The following is a 15,006-nucleotide window of genomic DNA, read 5'->3' as shown; positions in this document are numbered from 1 at the left end:
TTAATGTTTCAAACAATTGCCGCGTGGATAGGACAGTATATTTCTTATTTTCCGTTGGTTATTTTTATCAGCTTGTTTCTCGGAGGTTTTAACCTGCCGATTTCGGAGGATATCATTGTTATTACTGCTGCTTTGCTTTGCAGACAAGAGAAGGCGTCCATTCCATCATTTTATGCTGCTCTCTATTTCGGTGCAGTGATCAGCGATTATCTTGTCTATTTTTGGGGATGGCTTTTAGGGCACGGCAGAATTTCGGGGAAATTTTTTTCAAAATTGATAAGCGAAAATAATATAAGTCGTATTTCCAATGCACTTGAACGGCACGGCTTTCTAACTTTTTTATTCGGGCGTTTTATTCCTTTCGGTATACGCAATATTATTTCAATGACATCCGGCTTTGTTAATTTTCCGTTTTATAAGTTCGCTTTTTTTGACGCTATTGCAGCGGTTTGCAATATTTCGGCTTTATTCTGGCTGGTCTACTTTCTTGGGCAAAGGGGCAGTCATTTTATGAAGATTATCGGAATTGTTCTTTTACTGCTTTTTATCGGCTTTAGTATTTATGTTATGCGATCGGAAAAATTTTTTAAGTCTTCACAAAAGAAACACAGCGCCGAATGACTTACTTATAGGAATTAGATATTCATCGGTAAAGAGGAGGCGGTATGAATAAATTCGCAATTATTGGTTTAGGTGCGTTCGGTGTCCGTATGTTGGAAGAACTGCTCCATTTTACCGATGAAGTTATCATTATAGATAAAGATCCTAATCTTATTAAAAAGTATGAAGGCAAGGCTGTTAAAGGCTCGGTCGTGAATATTACCGATGAAGAGAGTCTCCGGAAAAATATTCCTCAAAGAATCGGTACTGCTATTGTTGATCTGGGCGGAAGGATTGAACTTTCGCTGATGGTAACCAAATATTTAAAGCAGCTTGGTATTAAAGAGATTGTTGTAAAGGCTGAAACCGACCAACATGAGAATCTGCTGTCCATGGTTGGGGCAACAAAGGTGATTTTCCCCGATCGAGAAGCAGCAAAGCGAGTTATGCCGATGTTGGCCTCAACTTTGTTGTTGAATTTTATGCCGATCTCAGCTGAGCTTGCATTGGCGGAAGTAAGCATTAATGAAAAATATATCGGCATGACGCTCCTTGAAGCAAATTTACGAAAAGAACTCGGTCTTAATGTTGTTGCGGTACGAAAGCAAGACTGTGAAAGTTTTGAATTTATTGAACCGGACTATCGCTTTGCCGCAGATGATATTCTCCTCTTAGCAGGTTCGGAAGAGCATATTTTTGTTTTTTCTCATCATAAAGAAGACTTACATAAAAAAGAACATGCAAGCCTTTTCCGTATGCTCTTTCCGCGCTTTCCTTTTTAAAATATAGGTTAAGAAAGATATATTGACACTCAGCTCCATTTTATATAAGCGGAGTTGGTATAAATTACCTAATTATGATCCTTCTTCAGAGTCCTATAAGGGGGGAACAAAAGGTGAAGATTGGCAACACCTCTTTTATTGGTATGCCGGCGAAATTGAAACGAATGTTAAAGTAAATGATAATTCCGATGTTTCCATTACCATTATCCCGGGAATACCGGAAATAATTAATTTCAGTGCAGGATTTCGGTATAATTATCACGGAAAAAAGGCATAAGACTTATAGTTTCTTAATCTCAATTTCGAGTCTGTTAATTTTCCGCTCTGCATACGGCCAAAAGAAATGCGCGGTAATGTCGCTTGCGAACAGCGGAATACCCGCAAAGCATGGCAGATAAAGCACGGCAGATGGTATTCCTGCACGGAAACTGTCCAAAAACTGATTAGCGATTCCGTGTGAGCGGATACGATGAATTATTTCCTTACAGAAAAAGCCGGTAGACTTTCAAGTTTTTGGACAGCCCCTATATTTTCAAAAGGGTGTTATTTTGTAATTTTGGTAATCTTTACAGTCCATTCGCCGCCGTATTCGATTTTATGCACGGATGCAAAATTGTCCATATTCAATGCCATCGATAAGCAATCAAGGCTATTGTAATACAGCAGCGGCTTTCCATCGGGAACATCACCGAAACTGTTCACATACGGCATAGAGCCGGTGTATACTTGTTTTCCGTTATTGAATACCGTTACCTGTACGATATCATTGACGGCTAATTTTAATGCATCCGCTGTTTCACGGCTGATATTTGTCCACACATTCCCATACTGGATATCGAGGGCAGGAATGGTTCCTAATAGTGCACCTTTATCAAAACGGGGCTTTTCGTAAGGAAGACGGACAATCTCTTTTTTTGCGGGGCCAACCTGTTCAAAACTGATGATTCCTCCTGCGAGCCGCGCACCGGTAAAGGCGTATACATCACGTCCGTGGAAGGTGTAACTCTTTTCTGAGTTTTTTCGGCGGTTCACCGCTTCATCGATTAAACGGACTTCTGCAATTCCAAGCCGATCTGCAACAAGTGTAAGCGTTCCATTATCAGGAGTAACAATATAGTGACCTGTTTTAGTCTTTAAGACAACCGAATCGCGGTCGGTACCGACACCGGGGTCAACTACCGATACAAAGACTGTGCCTGCAGGCCAGTATTCTACCGTCTGAAAGAGTCGATACGCTGCATCCCAGATACTGTAAGCCGGTATTTCGTGGGTAAGATCATACAGCGGAATCGCAGATGATTGCGTAAAAGCGACACCCTTCATTGCGGAAACCGCGCCGTCCTTTAATCCGAAGTCAGTCTGAAATACCAACGGCCGAGAATTTCGGGGCGTTCCCGCGCAGCCGGAAATACCGATTGCGATTATCAGCATACCTGCTGCAGCTAAACCGAATAACCTTTTATTGCACATAAACCCTCCTATAAAGCCAAGTTTTCTTTTAAAAACTTGGCCTCATCAACCGGTGGACATTTTTGTCCATCAGTTGATGAGTGTTTTAAAACTCATCAAAAGAAACCTCTTCCTGTTTTACAGGTGTATCGCTTCCTTCGGGAGTATTCTCTATGTTTTTTACAGCTGATGTATTTGAATTAAATTCATCGTATTTGTCATAGTCGGCTTTTAATTCTTCTACAAGCTGCAAGAGAGCCGGTTCGTCCAATGCTTTTAAAACATCCTGACATTGTGCAGGTGAAATTGCAATCCGTATTGCAGGGCAGTTAGCGCCGTCGTCTGCCCGAGTTGTCGCATTGGCCAGAATGAAGTATGGCCGATGCGGAGTAATAAACTGATAATCAAACCGCAGAGTCGGATATGCTTCATGTGCGCTACCGAATAGTCCCCATGTCATTAAGATATCAGTCTTTCCAAATGCTCCCTTTTTCTTTGCCCCTTCGGGAGTCAGCGTTTTATCGGCAAAAGCTGTGAGGTATTGCTCAATGGCCTCCCGGAGAAGTGCACGTTCCTTCTTTTTTAAGGAAATCCAAATATTATCTCCCATCATCTTATGATGAAATTTAACAGTGTTTGTCGAGGGTTCAAAAACAAAGCTGATATCGCGCGGCAGTAAATCGTTGGAATAACGTTTTACTATATTAAGATGCAGTACACCTAACGACTGCACAGGGTAATTACCGAGGAAATCGGGATCATGCTTTTTTGACGTAGAGGCACATGCGCCGCTCAAAAATACAATACCGAGCGTTGCAATCAGTAAACACAGGGGTATAATACGTTTCATAATAACTCCTATAAAAACTTTGGTTAAAAACTACATCGACAATGATGTCAAATACAGTTTTTAGCATATCTTTTTATGCCGAATTGTACGGAAAACCACCTCTTAATGCAAGGTCTTTGCATCGATGTCACAGGGCAACCGCATTATAAAATATTTTCAGAGGTTGCCTTCCTTCTGTGCGAAATTTCATAGGTATAAGGTGAGCGGCTACAACGACGCCGCTCACCTTAACCGTCAAGTTTTCTTTCGAAAACTTGCGTATTGATGTGTGCGCTTTTAGCGCACGAATGCAACAGTTTCCAAAATTCATATTTTGTTCAACTGTTGCATTTTAAGGAAATAAAATTTCGCACATTTTTCCAGCAGACGGGTAAACGCATCAGGTGAGTAGGTAAAAACCGTGGAAAAATTGAGACTGTGAGACCATTTGAACCATCTTCAACTGTTGTACATCCGTGTACCTCTCAACCGATGTACGTCCATGTACATCGGTTGAGGACAAGTTTTGTTCCAAAACTTGTTTCTGACCTATCCCACGCCCATCCTTGGGCGCATTGAAGGCGAGTTTTGTGCGTGCACAAAACATCGCTGCTGTATGGAACTACTGCCATCCTTGGCAGTTCTGGTCGAATAGTCTCAATTTTTCCGCGGGGGTGTTAAAAAAACGACCTGATGCGTTTACCCTGATCGATGTCAACCGCAGCGGAGATACTTTAAGCGGCGGCTTTCTGTTGTGCAGCTGATTTAAAAAGAAGAACGGACTCATTAGGTATGGAAGTCAAATGCCACAGGATATGGAATGCGTATCATTATGTATAGTCGCCCAAAGTTTTTCCATAAAATATTTTTTATTGACGATTGCCCGTACATGGGTACCGCGGCCTATAATTCCCCGATCATTCGATACTTCTACTTTAAAAGTTAAAAATTTTCCATTTTTGCTGATATCTATCAGTTCGGTATGGACATACACTTTCATTCCTTCAAGCGTTGCCGCAATGTGCTCGATATCGACTTTTACGCCGACCATCGTATATCCTTTTTCTAAAAACGGCAATACACTGAGCGCTGCAGTTCTTTCAATTTTTAAAACCATGTTTGGCGTTGAAAAAACTTCCAGTGTATCGTCACCGTCCTGACTCGCCAGCATTTCCTTTGTAACAATAAAACTCATGTCTCCCTTAATTCCGACTTCCATATACTCCTCCATATTGCGATAGCTGTAAACGATAGAGAATTTTTTTAGACTCCATTTTTTTAGAGACGTCCTATACTCCCTTTATATATTTTTTTTGATAAATGTTTGTAACGTAGGAATATGACTTGCCGTAGGATCTTTGACAGCATACAGTATCGTAACGTTACCGGTTCGCAATTTTTCTTTTATTTTTTCAAGAAAAGCCGGTGCAGCGGGGTTCTTTGCTAATTCCTTTGCATACAAAGCAGAAAAATGCTCATAATTCATTTCTCCTCTGTGATATGCCTGTCGTATATCCGATGACGGTGTAATATCTTTTGCCCAATCCCCAAGCATTGCTTTTTCTTTTGTAATGCCGCGCGGCCAAAGTCGATCGACTAATATTCTAAATCCGTCTTGTGGTTCAGTCGGCTCGTATATCCGTTTCCAATATAATGTTCCCATAATAGAACCTCCATATAAGTAGTATAACAAGGTTATCGGAGTAAAACAATTCTTAATTGTGAAAAGCGTTCGGTGTGTTTGCTCTGAATAAGTTTAACTTATGTCGGTAAAAACACCGGTAAAAATGCTTGAAACAGCACGATTTTTCATATATAATAAGGTAATTGTAATGGAGTATTTTTTGCAGCAGGGATTATTTTGGGAAAGTGGCTTATGCTTTTCGTGCAATCAATGTTCGGCATGTTGTCGTTATGATCCGGGATTTGTGTATTTGTCTCCTCGCGATCTCAGGAATTTGCAGACATGGGCATCGCTCGAACGACCTGCCCTTATTCAAAAGTATTGCCGGTGGGTACTTAAAGGAGACGGATACGAGTATCTTTGCTTAAAGGAACTTCCGAATTACGATTGTATTTTATGGAATAATGGCTGTATTGCATATAATTATCGGCCTTTTCAATGCTCTTCATATCCATTTTGGGATTATTTACTTGGAAATGAACAGCGTTGGAGTGCAAATGCCCGCAGCTGTTCGGGAATAAACCGCGGTAAACGGTATTCGGCGGAAGAAATCCAAGACTTGCTCGATACTGCAAAACAATTCCCTGCCATTCGACGAAAAAAAACCGGAGAAAGCAGAGATTTCACCGAAAAATAGAGGAGTGTATGCGGGTACATTTTTGGGGCGTCCGCGGCTCGATTGCAACTCCATTGAGCGCAGCGCAAATTCAAGCTAAAATTTCTGCCGTTGTCCAACGGATAACCGAAAAAGATATTATCGATCAAGATGCTCGGGAACGTTTTATCGCTTCTTTACCGCCGTGGCTCTTTGGGACTATCGGCGGAAATACTACCTGCGTGGAAGTTGAAACCGAAGAGGGAAATCATCTCATTTTTGATGCAGGCACCGGTATCCGTGAATTAGGGATTAATTTACAAAATCGATTTGATTATTTTGATCGGCCACAAACCTATCATCTCTTTTTCACCCATTTTCACTGGGATCATGTGCAGGGCTTGCCTTTTTTCGGCCCTGCGTATGATTCTCGTAATACGATTATTGTGTATAGTACTCGTCCTAAAATGCGAGAGTTCTTGGAAGAGCAGATGAAATGGCCGTATTTCCCGGTTATGATGTTCGGAAAAAAAGGTGGATTTACTGCAAAGTTTGAATTTCGTTGTATTGCTGCTGATGAACCGTATATCCATATCGGTAATACCCGCATAGGTTGGCATCGTGTACGTCACCCGGGCGGTTGTGTGGCATATTCAATTTTTGATAATCAAAAAAAGGTAATTTTTTCGACCGATACGGAACTTCGTCCTCAAGACTTTGAAAAAAACGATGTCAATATCGCGTTTTACAGCAATGTAGAACTGCTTATTATCGACGCTCAGTATACAATGACGGATTCCATCGAGAAAATAGGCTGGGGGCATTCCACCTTCTCCCTTGCTATTGACTTTGCCACTTCATGGGGCATTAAAAAATTAGCACTTTTTCATCATGAACCGACGTATAACGATAAAAAGATCCTTGCGATACAATCGAGTGCTCAACATTACTGCGACTATGTCGGTGCCGATAAGCTTGAAATATTCAGCGCAGTTGAAGGAACGGATTTATACCTATGAACGATGAACAGCCGATTTATCGATTTTCGGATTCCGAACTCAAAGCGCTTGTTTCTTTTTTTAGGAAGAATTCTCCGCTGCCCGATGAGCTGTATTCATTTAATGTTTTTGCTGAAAAGTATATTTATAGAAGTCTTACCATCGGTGAAGCGGAACAGCTCTATGGTAATCGATAGTATATGAAAAAAAAATATCTTTTCTTGATGATAATTATACCGATATGTTTCTTTCTTATTATTGTAGCAGCAGCTGTTGTTGTTTATCGGCCTGCTTCTTTTGATGCAAACCCTGCAGAACAACTTTTTACTATTAAACGAGGTACTTCTTCACGGTCAATCGCTGCCGATTTAAAAGCAGCCGGACTTATCCGGTTTGAGTATCCGACATATCTATACTTTCGTTTTTCTAATAAATCAATTAAAGCAGGGACATATAAACTTTCTCCCGCTTGGTCGGTGCCCACGCTCTGCACCTATTTACAGGCAGGGAAACAAGAATTGATCAAGGTTACCGTACCGGAGGGATTGACACTCTCAAAAACGGCAGCAATCCTTGAAGACCGGCATGTTGTTGTTGCTGGTGATTTCCTCGCCGCAGCAGAAAACGAAGCTTTGCTGCAATCTTACGGAATTCTCGGCGATTCCGCCGAAGGCTTCTTATTTCCCGACACCTACTTTTTTGCATATAACGAAACGGCAGAACGTGTCATAGCGACAATGCTCGATAATTTTTTCAATAAAACCGCCGATATTCCCCATTTTCCGAAGGAGCCCGCTCAACGTTATGCGACGGTTATTTTAGCAAGTATTATAGAGCGAGAATACCGTGTGCCGGAAGAAGCGGTAAAAATCGCGGGGGTTTTCTCAAATCGACTGCAAATCGGCATGGGACTGCAATCGTGTGCTACCGTCGAATACATTCTGACTGAGGTGCAGCATAAACCTCACCCCGAGCGATTATTGAATAGAGATTTGGAAATAGATCATCCGTATAATACCTATAAATGGCGAGGACTTCCTCCGGGGCCGATTTCCAATCCGGGTATGACAGCATTGTACGCGGCTTGTAATCCCGAAAAAAGCGATTACCTCTACTTTCGCTTGGAAGATGTGGATACCGGTACACATATTTTTACCAAAAATTTAACGGAACATACAAAAGCCGGTGCGATTATTTTAAAACGAGCTGCGGGGCGCTGACCGCGATGGCAAAAATTACCACCGAAACGATCGATGCGGTCAATAATCATACCGACTTGGTGTCGCTCGTCGAAAACTATACCCATTTGGAAAAGCGTGGGCATGATTGGTGGGGTTGTTGTCCCTTTCACAGCGAAAAAACACCATCCTTCCACGTTATCCCTGATAAAAAAATGTATTACTGTTTCGGTTGCGGCGCAGGCGGGTCTACCATCAAGTTTGTTATGGAGATGGAAAAACTGTCCTTTACCGAATCGGTAGAAGTGCTTGCTAAGCGTGCCGGTATCCCGGTTATGTATGCGGAAGGGGGTTATAGTCCCGCGCCGGAAGATTCACTTAAAGAAACCTTACTTGAATTATATAAAAGAGTGAGCGGTACCTTTCATTATTTTTTGCTGAACACTCCTGAAGGGGCTGCCGCACTCCGGTATCTGGAGGGGAGAGCTGTAAGTCTCGAAATGATCGAACAGTTTAACCTCGGGTATGCGCCGGCTGACCGGTTATGGCTCTTTAAATTTTTACAGACAAAAGGGTACTCCGCAGACTTCTTAGCGAAATCGGGGTTGTTTTCTAAAAACTACCCCGGAGTTTCTTTTTTTTCAAACAGAATTATGTTCCCAATTTGTAATCGGCACGGTCAGCCGGTCGCTTTTGGAGGGCGGCTTTTGGAAGGTGATGGACCGAAATATCTTAACACTGGGGATTTACCGCAATATAAAAAAGGTGAAACCCTTTTTGCATTTTCAGAAGCGCTTGCACAGATCAGAAAAGAAAAAACGGTCATTTTTTGCGAAGGGTATATGGATGTTATCGCCTTTCACCAAGCGGGTATCACTAATGCCGTTGCTCCGTTGGGTACCGCTTTGACGGAAGATCAGGTAAAGCTTATTCAGTCCTTTGTCGATACGGTTATCCTTTCTTTTGATTCCGATTTTGCAGGACAACAGGCAACATACAAGGCAATCAAACTTTGCCGTGCCGGACATTTGCATGTGCGGGTGTTGATGATAAAGGGGGGGAAGGATCCGGCCGAGATACTGGCGCATATGGGTGCCGAGAGCTTGACGGAACTGGTGAAAAATGCTATTTTAGACAGTGATTATCTTATTCAAATTGCTGTTAGGCAATTTGATGTAGTGAGTCCCGAAGGAAAGGCTCAAGCTGCAGCTTTCCTATTCCCCTATATTGAGGTGCTGGAATCCGATATTCAAAAAGAGTCAACAATACATAAGTTTTCGGCGGACTTGGGTATAAGCTCAAAAGCGTTATTCACTGATTATATACAGTATGACCAAAAACAAGAACGGGTACCGCCTACACGAAAAAGTGAAATAAAAAAGCGCGTTACGCTTAAAATGACCGCGGAGCTGAGGATTGTGCTCGCAGCAGCTGCAAATCCTCATCTGTTTAAAAAAATGCGGGCAGAGTTGACTTCCGATGATTTTGAGGATCCTGCTGCAAAGGATTTGTTTATTGTATTAGAAGAATGTTATCGCGCAGATGCAAATACGTACGACAGCTTATTAGCGCATTGTCCTTCAGAAACGTTGAGAGATGCCGTAAGCGGTGCAATTATTAAAGGTGAGTTTGCAGAAAATCCCGATAAACTGGTGTATGACGGTATCTACTATATTAAGCAAAACGCTTTACAGCGGCAAAAGGAACTCATAATCCGTAAATTGCAAGCAGTGCATGAAAACGGCAGTATTGATGATATTCGGTATGCCAATGACCTGCTGAACGAGAAGCTGCATATCGACAGAGCTCTTGCAGAATTAAAGGAAACGATGTAAATGATAGATATCTCTGAAGATCCTATTGTTATAAAGTTGATTGCCCATGCGAAGGAACGTAAAACTTTAACGTGGGATGAACTGACCGATTTGTTGCCTGAAAAAATAACTTCATCCGAGGCTATGATGGATGAAATTCTGGATATGCTTGAGCAAGAGCAGATCCAAGTAGTTGATGATGCATCTGAAGAAACGGACGATGTGTTTGCAGATGAGCTTGATGAAGTAGAGCTCGAAAGCGAGGAGCAGCTGTTTGAAGAGGCTGAACTCGAACCTGGAAATACCCCCGAATTTCCAAAACCCGAAGAAACGCATAAGAAGCTTTTGAATAATGATAGAGAAGCAATTGTCGATGACCCTATTAAACTCTATTTACGTGATATCGGTAAAGAAAACTTATTGACGGCCGAGCAGGAAGTTATTCTGTCAAAAGCGATGGAAGATGGTGAGAATATCATCAAAAATGCGATAAGAAACTCCGGTGTGCTCATTTCCGAAGTCCAGATGATCGCTCAAAAAGCTTTTGCAAAAATCAGTTCTTCAGAAAACAATAAGCCGCGCAAGGAATTAAGCTATGAAGATGCTGAAAAAAAACGGCTTCGTCAATCGTATGGCGAACAATTAAAACCCATCTATTCCGATATAAAAGCATATATCTTATTAAAAAAGAAACTATACGATAAAGAGACGCTCGCCAGTTTTTTAGATGATGAAGATCTTCAAAAAACACGGAAAAAGATCCTTAATTATTTACAAAAAATTGAGTTCCAAACGGAAGAAATTGAAAAAATTTCGGATCATTTTTTGGAGGCAGCAAGAAAGATACGGGAGTATCGGCGGCGGCGCGAAAAGAAACAACGTCAGCTCGGCATACGGGCATACTCCGACTTACGAAAGCTTGGAAAGCGACTTGCCATTCCTCGTGAACGGCAGAAGCTGGAAGAAGAGCTTGGTATGACGGCAAACGATATCCGCGATATTTATACACATATTCAAACGCTTATTCGTAAAGTGCGGAAGATCGAATATGATTTTGAAGCGCCTACAGAAGATATTATCGCACTGGCAAAAGAAATTCGCCACGGTCATGCAATGTTAAAAAAAGCGAAGGATAAGCTTATCAATGCAAACCTGCGCTTGGTCGTATCAATCGCAAAAAAATATACTAATAGAGGATTACACTTTTTCGATCTGGTTCAGGAAGGTAATATCGGCTTGATCAAAGCGGTTGAAAAATTTGAATACCGTAAAGGGTATAAATTTTCGACATACGCGACATGGTGGATACGGCAGGCAATTACGCGTTCCATCTCCGATCAGGCGCGAACCATCCGTGTGCCGGTACACATGATTGAACAGATCAATAAGGTTACCCGCGAATCGCGGCAGCTGATGCAGAAGTTCGGCAGAGAGCCTACCGATGAAGAGATCGCCGCGCAGCTTGGCTGGAATGTCGAGCGGGTTAAGCAGGTTAAAAATGTCGCGCGTGAACCTATTTCACTGGAAACGCCGATAGGCGAGGAAGAAGATTCTTCGCTCGGCGATTTTATTGAAGATAAGGATGTCGAAAATCCGTCCAACTTGACAGAGTACATTTTGTTGCAAGAACAGCTGCGTGGCGTATTGTCGTGCCTGCCGTTGCGAGAGCAAGAAGTGCTTAAAATGCGGTTCGGCCTTGACGAGGGCTATGCGCTGACGCTGGAAGAAGTCGGATTGTACTTTAATGTAACGCGTGAGCGTATCCGCCAAATTGAAGCGAAGGCATTACGCAGGCTCCGGCATCCCAAACAGAGTTGCAAGTTAAAAGATTATTTGGATACATAGGGGAGTGAACGACGATGGTTACAGCGGAGATTTTTGATAAACTGCGTGAGTTACAGGATATTCTTGCACGAAAGAATCAGCTTGACAGTGAGATTTTAGAAGCGCCTCAACTATTGGTAAAGCAGGAAGAGCTGTTGGCACGGTATAAAACCAATTATGTTAAAAAGAATACTGATGACGAGGCAATACGGCAAACAATTGGCACATTGAAAGCAGAACTGTTTGAAACCGAACAGAAACGGGAACGTGCTGAAAAGGGTATGGATGGTATTACTACCCAGCGAGAATATGATGCCCTTGATCGAGAAATTCAGGATGCTACTAAAAAAGAAGCCGAGCTGCGGAAAGAGATATTAAAGAATGAAGCAAATCATAAACGCCTTGACGAAGAGATTAAAAACGAAGAGGCATTGATTAAACAGCAGGAGCAGGAACTCGATGAGCGGAAAGCAATGATTGAAAAAGAAATTGCCGAAAAGAAGAATGAGCTGGCTGAACTTGCTGAAGGTGAGCAGCGGATTGCTCCCGATCTCGACAGCGATACGTTGTTTAAATTCGATCGGATTATTAAAAATAAGCAAGGTATCGGTATCGTTCCCGTTCAAGGTAACGTGTGTATGGGCTGCCATATGATTTTATCGGCTCAGTTCGCCATCGAAGTACGGGAAGGTAAAAACATTATGTACTGCCCCTATTGCAGTAGAATTTTATATTATCAAGAGAGTGATCAAGATTCTGCTGAAGATATGATTTTTGACGACGTGGATATGGGAAGCTTAGCCGATTTGGATGATTCATCAGACTATGATGAGACTGAATCGGACAATAGCGAAGATTAGATTACTGGTATAAAAGGATAGAGAGCCGGTAACCGCCGTGGTATACGGAGGAAAGTCCGGACTCCTTCGGAAATGATGCCGGTTAACGGCCGGGCACTTGTATTGTAAAATACAGGCGACAGACAGCGCAACAGAAAATAAACCGCCGGTAAAACGGTAAGGGTGAAAAGGCGGGGTAAGAGCCCACCGCGCCTCCGGTAACGGAGCGGCAGTGCAAGCCTCATCAGGAGCAAAATTGAATAGTAAAGGATATCCGATCCTTTATTTACGGGTTGATTGCGGAAATTACTGTAGTAATGCAGGAATAAGATAGATGGTTACCCTGTCCGCAGACAGAATCCGGCTTATGGCTCTCTATTTTTTATTTATACGGAGTATCTCTGTATGAAAGGATATTAATTAGAAACGTATGAAAAGGTACGACGGTAAGACACAGTATTCCTCAAAACCGCATATCGGAAGATATGTCGTTCTTTTTTTGTGCGTTGCGCTTATCGTTGCGGGAGCTCTTTTCTTTTTTACTGTCTATAGGGCGCGCTATTTCCGTGTGCCATCGATGCATACGGTGTATACCCATTGGGAAAATAAAGATTATGCGGGAGTATATGCTGAAACCGCTCAAATTTTAGAGAAGCGCCCGATGGATGGAACTGCGCTTGCATTGCACGGTTTTGCGGCGTATTACCTTTTTGCCGAGCAGACTGATTTATCCATTGGTGCGGATTATCTTACAGCAGCTGTTGTACACTTGCGCCGTGCACTTTATTTGACTAAAGATAAGGATATTCCTAAGATTGCGTATGTGCTCGGAAAGGCATATTATCAACAAGGCTACTACTATGCCGATCTCGCCGTAAAATACTTGGATGAGGCCTATGCGGGCGGTATCGAGGCGAGCGATTTATCGGAGTTTCGCGGTATGGCTGCCTCTTTATTAGGCGATACCGATAAGGCGATAGAAGCGTTTACACAAGCGCTTGCGACAAACCCTTCCGACTTCGTATTATATGCTGTAGCGGAAAATTATAAAAAAAAGGGCGATATACCGAATGCAAAGCTCTATCTTTTTGAAACAATTAAAAAGACCGGTAATGCTGCGTTGGAAGTGCGGTGCAGAAATCAGCTTGGATTGCTCTTTTTAGAGGAGAATAAACCGGAAGAGGCTTTGGCGCAGTTCAAGCTTGTACTTGAAAAAGACGTGAACTCTGCGGATGCTCATTACGGTATCGGGCTGATACATGAGATGCAGGGTGATATGATTAAGGCGCGGTATGAGTGGCGCTCTGCGATACGACTTAATCCCATACATGCGGAAACGCGTGCAAAATTGAATATAAAATAGGAGGAACGTTCGGGGTATGGGCTTTTTTAAAAGATTTTCTGCCGATATAGGTATTGATTTAGGAACCTGTAATACTATTATCTATATAAAGGGGAAGGGGATTGTTGTTAATGAACCTTCGGTTGTTGCCGTAGAACGCGGAACAAAATCGGTCGTGGCGGTTGGTGCCGAGGCTAAACGGATGCTGTGGAGAACACCGGGAAATATCATCGCAATACGGCCGCTCAAAGACGGTGTTATTGCAGATAAAGATACGACGGAAAAAATGATCCGGTATTTTATTTCCAAGATATTACCACGACATAGGCTCATTAAGCCGCGTATGGTTATCGGAATTCCGAGCTGCATCACCGATGTGGAAAGCAGCGCCGTGCATGAAAGTGCTCTAAAAGCGGGTGCGGGTAGCGTTGAAGTGCTTGAAGAATCGCTCGCAGCGGCTATCGGCGCCAATATTCCAATTACCGAACCTGCCGGTAATATGGTATGTGATATCGGCGGCGGTACAACGGAAGTATCGGTTATTTCGCTGCTCGGTATGGTCGTTACCAATGCCATCCGTGTCGGCGGCGATGAATTCGATCAGGCCATCATTAAGCATATCCGCTCTGTGCACAACCTTATCATCGGCGAACAGACTGCCGAGCGCCTTAAAATTGAAATCGGTAATGCATTCCCTGAAAAGAATATGGAACGGGTAGAAATTAAAGGAACCGATGCAATTACCGGACTTCCCCGTCGCCTCGAAATCGATTCGGTTGAGGTGCGCGAGGCATTGAGGGAACCGATTACTCAAATTGTAGAAGAGATAAAAACGACCCTTGCACAAACACCGCCGGAACTGGCCGCTGACATTGTAGAGCGGGGGATCGTTATGACTGGAGGGGGTTCTTTGCTGAAGGGTTTACCTAAGCTCATCTCTAAGGAAACGCACGTTCCGGTCATTCTTGCGGAAAATCCTATGGACTGTGTGGCTATCGGCGCAGGTTTATACTATGACGTGTATAAGGATATGTCGGGAAACCGCAGTTTGTATGAGAGCTTAAACCGCTAA

At 42.8% G+C, this 15,006-nt stretch carries 17 protein-coding genes and 1 other RNA gene; 14 read left to right on the top strand and 4 right to left on the bottom strand.

Annotation, left to right across the window (positions count from 1 at the left end; all coding sequences use genetic code 11):
- Positions 1-3 precede the first annotated feature (3 nt).
- From ABH09_RS08800 to ABH09_RS08790, 3 genes are read left to right on the top strand one after another with little or no spacing between them, the layout of a single operon-like run.
- A complete protein-coding gene (locus ABH09_RS08800) occupies positions 4-621 on the top strand; it encodes a DedA family protein (RefSeq protein WP_253714112.1) in 618 nt (205 codons plus the stop codon).
- A 44-nt stretch (positions 622-665) separates the two neighbouring features.
- Positions 666-1,382: a potassium channel family protein gene (locus tag ABH09_RS08795; protein ID WP_253714111.1), complete on the top strand. Its 717-nt coding sequence runs from the start codon at positions 666-668 to the stop codon at positions 1,380-1,382.
- 22 nt (positions 1,383-1,404) lie between these two features.
- Complete coding sequence (locus tag ABH09_RS08790; RefSeq protein ID WP_253714110.1) at positions 1,405-1,659, top strand: hypothetical protein; 255 nt, start codon at positions 1,405-1,407, stop codon at positions 1,657-1,659.
- Positions 1,660-1,925: 266 nt separating this feature from the next.
- Here ABH09_RS08790 and ABH09_RS08785 read toward each other — a convergent pair whose 3' ends face one another.
- Complete coding sequence (locus ABH09_RS08785) at positions 1,926-2,852, bottom strand: SAM hydrolase/SAM-dependent halogenase family protein (RefSeq protein ID WP_253714109.1); 927 nt, start codon at positions 2,850-2,852, stop codon at positions 1,926-1,928.
- Positions 2,853-2,937: 85 nt separating this feature from the next.
- Complete coding sequence (locus ABH09_RS08780) at positions 2,938-3,681, bottom strand: hypothetical protein (RefSeq protein ID WP_253714108.1); 744 nt, start codon at positions 3,679-3,681, stop codon at positions 2,938-2,940.
- Positions 3,682-4,250: 569 nt separating this feature from the next.
- On the opposite strand from ABH09_RS08780, the gene ABH09_RS08775 reads away from it, so the two are divergent.
- Positions 4,251-4,424, top strand: coding sequence for a hypothetical protein (locus ABH09_RS08775; RefSeq protein ID WP_253714107.1), 174 nt, complete (start codon positions 4,251-4,253; stop codon positions 4,422-4,424).
- Positions 4,425-4,459: 35 nt separating this feature from the next.
- On the opposite strand, the gene ABH09_RS08770 is transcribed toward ABH09_RS08775, so the two are convergent.
- Entirely contained in the window at positions 4,460-4,879 is a 420-nt protein-coding gene (locus tag ABH09_RS08770; protein ID WP_253714106.1) for a thioesterase family protein, read from the bottom strand.
- Between the two features lie 81 nt (positions 4,880-4,960).
- The gene (locus tag ABH09_RS08765) at positions 4,961-5,323 is read right to left on the bottom strand and encodes a DUF488 domain-containing protein (RefSeq protein WP_162663959.1); all 363 of its coding nucleotides are present in this window, start codon (positions 5,321-5,323) and stop codon (positions 4,961-4,963) included.
- 100 nt (positions 5,324-5,423) lie between these two features.
- Between ABH09_RS08765 and ABH09_RS08760 the strand changes: the two genes are divergently transcribed.
- The 10 genes from ABH09_RS08760 (at position 5,424) to ABH09_RS08715 (ending at position 15,006) form a co-directional block, all read left to right on the top strand.
- Positions 5,424-5,981, top strand: coding sequence for a YkgJ family cysteine cluster protein (locus ABH09_RS08760; RefSeq protein ID WP_253714105.1), 558 nt, complete (start codon positions 5,424-5,426; stop codon positions 5,979-5,981).
- A gap of 8 nt (positions 5,982-5,989) precedes the next feature.
- Positions 5,990-6,958 carry an MBL fold metallo-hydrolase gene (locus tag ABH09_RS08755; protein WP_253714104.1) on the top strand — a complete coding sequence of 323 codons (969 nt, stop codon included), beginning with the start codon at positions 5,990-5,992 and terminating at the stop codon, positions 6,956-6,958.
- Positions 6,955-7,134: a hypothetical protein gene (locus ABH09_RS08750; RefSeq protein ID WP_162663958.1), complete on the top strand. Its 180-nt coding sequence runs from the start codon at positions 6,955-6,957 to the stop codon at positions 7,132-7,134. Before ABH09_RS08755 ends, ABH09_RS08750 begins: the two co-directional genes overlap by 4 nt.
- 3 nt (positions 7,135-7,137) lie before the next feature.
- Positions 7,138-8,157, top strand: coding sequence for an endolytic transglycosylase MltG (gene mltG / locus ABH09_RS08745; RefSeq protein ID WP_253714103.1), 1,020 nt, complete (start codon positions 7,138-7,140; stop codon positions 8,155-8,157).
- A gap of 5 nt (positions 8,158-8,162) precedes the next feature.
- Positions 8,163-9,950 carry a DNA primase gene (gene dnaG, locus ABH09_RS08740; RefSeq protein WP_253714102.1) on the top strand — a complete coding sequence of 596 codons (1,788 nt, stop codon included), beginning with the start codon at positions 8,163-8,165 and terminating at the stop codon, positions 9,948-9,950.
- On the top strand, positions 9,951-11,774 hold the full coding sequence (gene rpoD, locus ABH09_RS08735; RefSeq protein ID WP_253714101.1) for an RNA polymerase sigma factor RpoD: 1,824 nt from the start codon (positions 9,951-9,953) through the stop codon (positions 11,772-11,774).
- Positions 11,775-11,788: 14 nt separating this feature from the next.
- Entirely contained in the window at positions 11,789-12,613 is an 825-nt protein-coding gene (locus ABH09_RS08730) for a zinc ribbon domain-containing protein (protein ID WP_162663954.1), read from the top strand.
- A 17-nt stretch (positions 12,614-12,630) separates the two neighbouring features.
- Positions 12,631-12,975, top strand: an RNA gene (gene rnpB, locus ABH09_RS08725) — RNase P RNA component class A.
- Positions 12,976-13,022: 47 nt separating this feature from the next.
- Entirely contained in the window at positions 13,023-13,955 is a 933-nt protein-coding gene (locus tag ABH09_RS08720; protein ID WP_162663953.1) for a tetratricopeptide repeat protein, read from the top strand.
- 16 nt (positions 13,956-13,971) lie between these two features.
- On the top strand, positions 13,972-15,006 hold the full coding sequence (locus tag ABH09_RS08715; protein WP_162663952.1) for a rod shape-determining protein: 1,035 nt from the start codon (positions 13,972-13,974) through the stop codon (positions 15,004-15,006).

Origin of the sequence: Treponema sp. OMZ 803 (genome assembly GCF_024181165.1) — a bacterium.
Lineage (GTDB): Bacteria > Spirochaetota > Spirochaetia > Treponematales > Treponemataceae > Treponema.
The sequence above is the reverse complement of the archived record's forward strand: the minus strand, read 5'-3'. Positions and strand labels throughout refer to the sequence as shown.

Coding starts and splice junctions, on each gene's coding strand:
- ABH09_RS08720 (WP_162663953.1), top strand. CDS start 13,023: ATGAAAAGGTACGACGGTAAGACACAGTATTCCTCAAAACCGCATATC.
- ABH09_RS08795 (WP_253714111.1), top strand. CDS start 666: ATGAATAAATTCGCAATTATTGGTTTAGGTGCGTTCGGTGTCCGTATG.
- ABH09_RS08765 (WP_162663959.1), bottom strand. CDS start 5,323: ATGGGAACATTATATTGGAAACGGATATACGAGCCGACTGAACCACAA.
- ABH09_RS08760 (WP_253714105.1), top strand. CDS start 5,424: ATGTCGGTAAAAACACCGGTAAAAATGCTTGAAACAGCACGATTTTTC.
- mltG (WP_253714103.1), top strand. CDS start 7,138: ATGAAAAAAAAATATCTTTTCTTGATGATAATTATACCGATATGTTTC.
- dnaG (WP_253714102.1), top strand. CDS start 8,163: ATGGCAAAAATTACCACCGAAACGATCGATGCGGTCAATAATCATACC.
- ABH09_RS08770 (WP_253714106.1), bottom strand. CDS start 4,879: ATGGAAGTCGGAATTAAGGGAGACATGAGTTTTATTGTTACAAAGGAA.
- ABH09_RS08750 (WP_162663958.1), top strand. CDS start 6,955: ATGAACGATGAACAGCCGATTTATCGATTTTCGGATTCCGAACTCAAA.
- ABH09_RS08785 (WP_253714109.1), bottom strand. CDS start 2,852: ATGTGCAATAAAAGGTTATTCGGTTTAGCTGCAGCAGGTATGCTGATA.
- ABH09_RS08780 (WP_253714108.1), bottom strand. CDS start 3,681: ATGAAACGTATTATACCCCTGTGTTTACTGATTGCAACGCTCGGTATT.
- ABH09_RS08800 (WP_253714112.1), top strand. CDS start 4: ATGTTTCAAACAATTGCCGCGTGGATAGGACAGTATATTTCTTATTTT.
- ABH09_RS08755 (WP_253714104.1), top strand. CDS start 5,990: ATGCGGGTACATTTTTGGGGCGTCCGCGGCTCGATTGCAACTCCATTG.
- rpoD (WP_253714101.1), top strand. CDS start 9,951: ATGATAGATATCTCTGAAGATCCTATTGTTATAAAGTTGATTGCCCAT.
- ABH09_RS08715 (WP_162663952.1), top strand. CDS start 13,972: ATGGGCTTTTTTAAAAGATTTTCTGCCGATATAGGTATTGATTTAGGA.
- ABH09_RS08730 (WP_162663954.1), top strand. CDS start 11,789: ATGGTTACAGCGGAGATTTTTGATAAACTGCGTGAGTTACAGGATATT.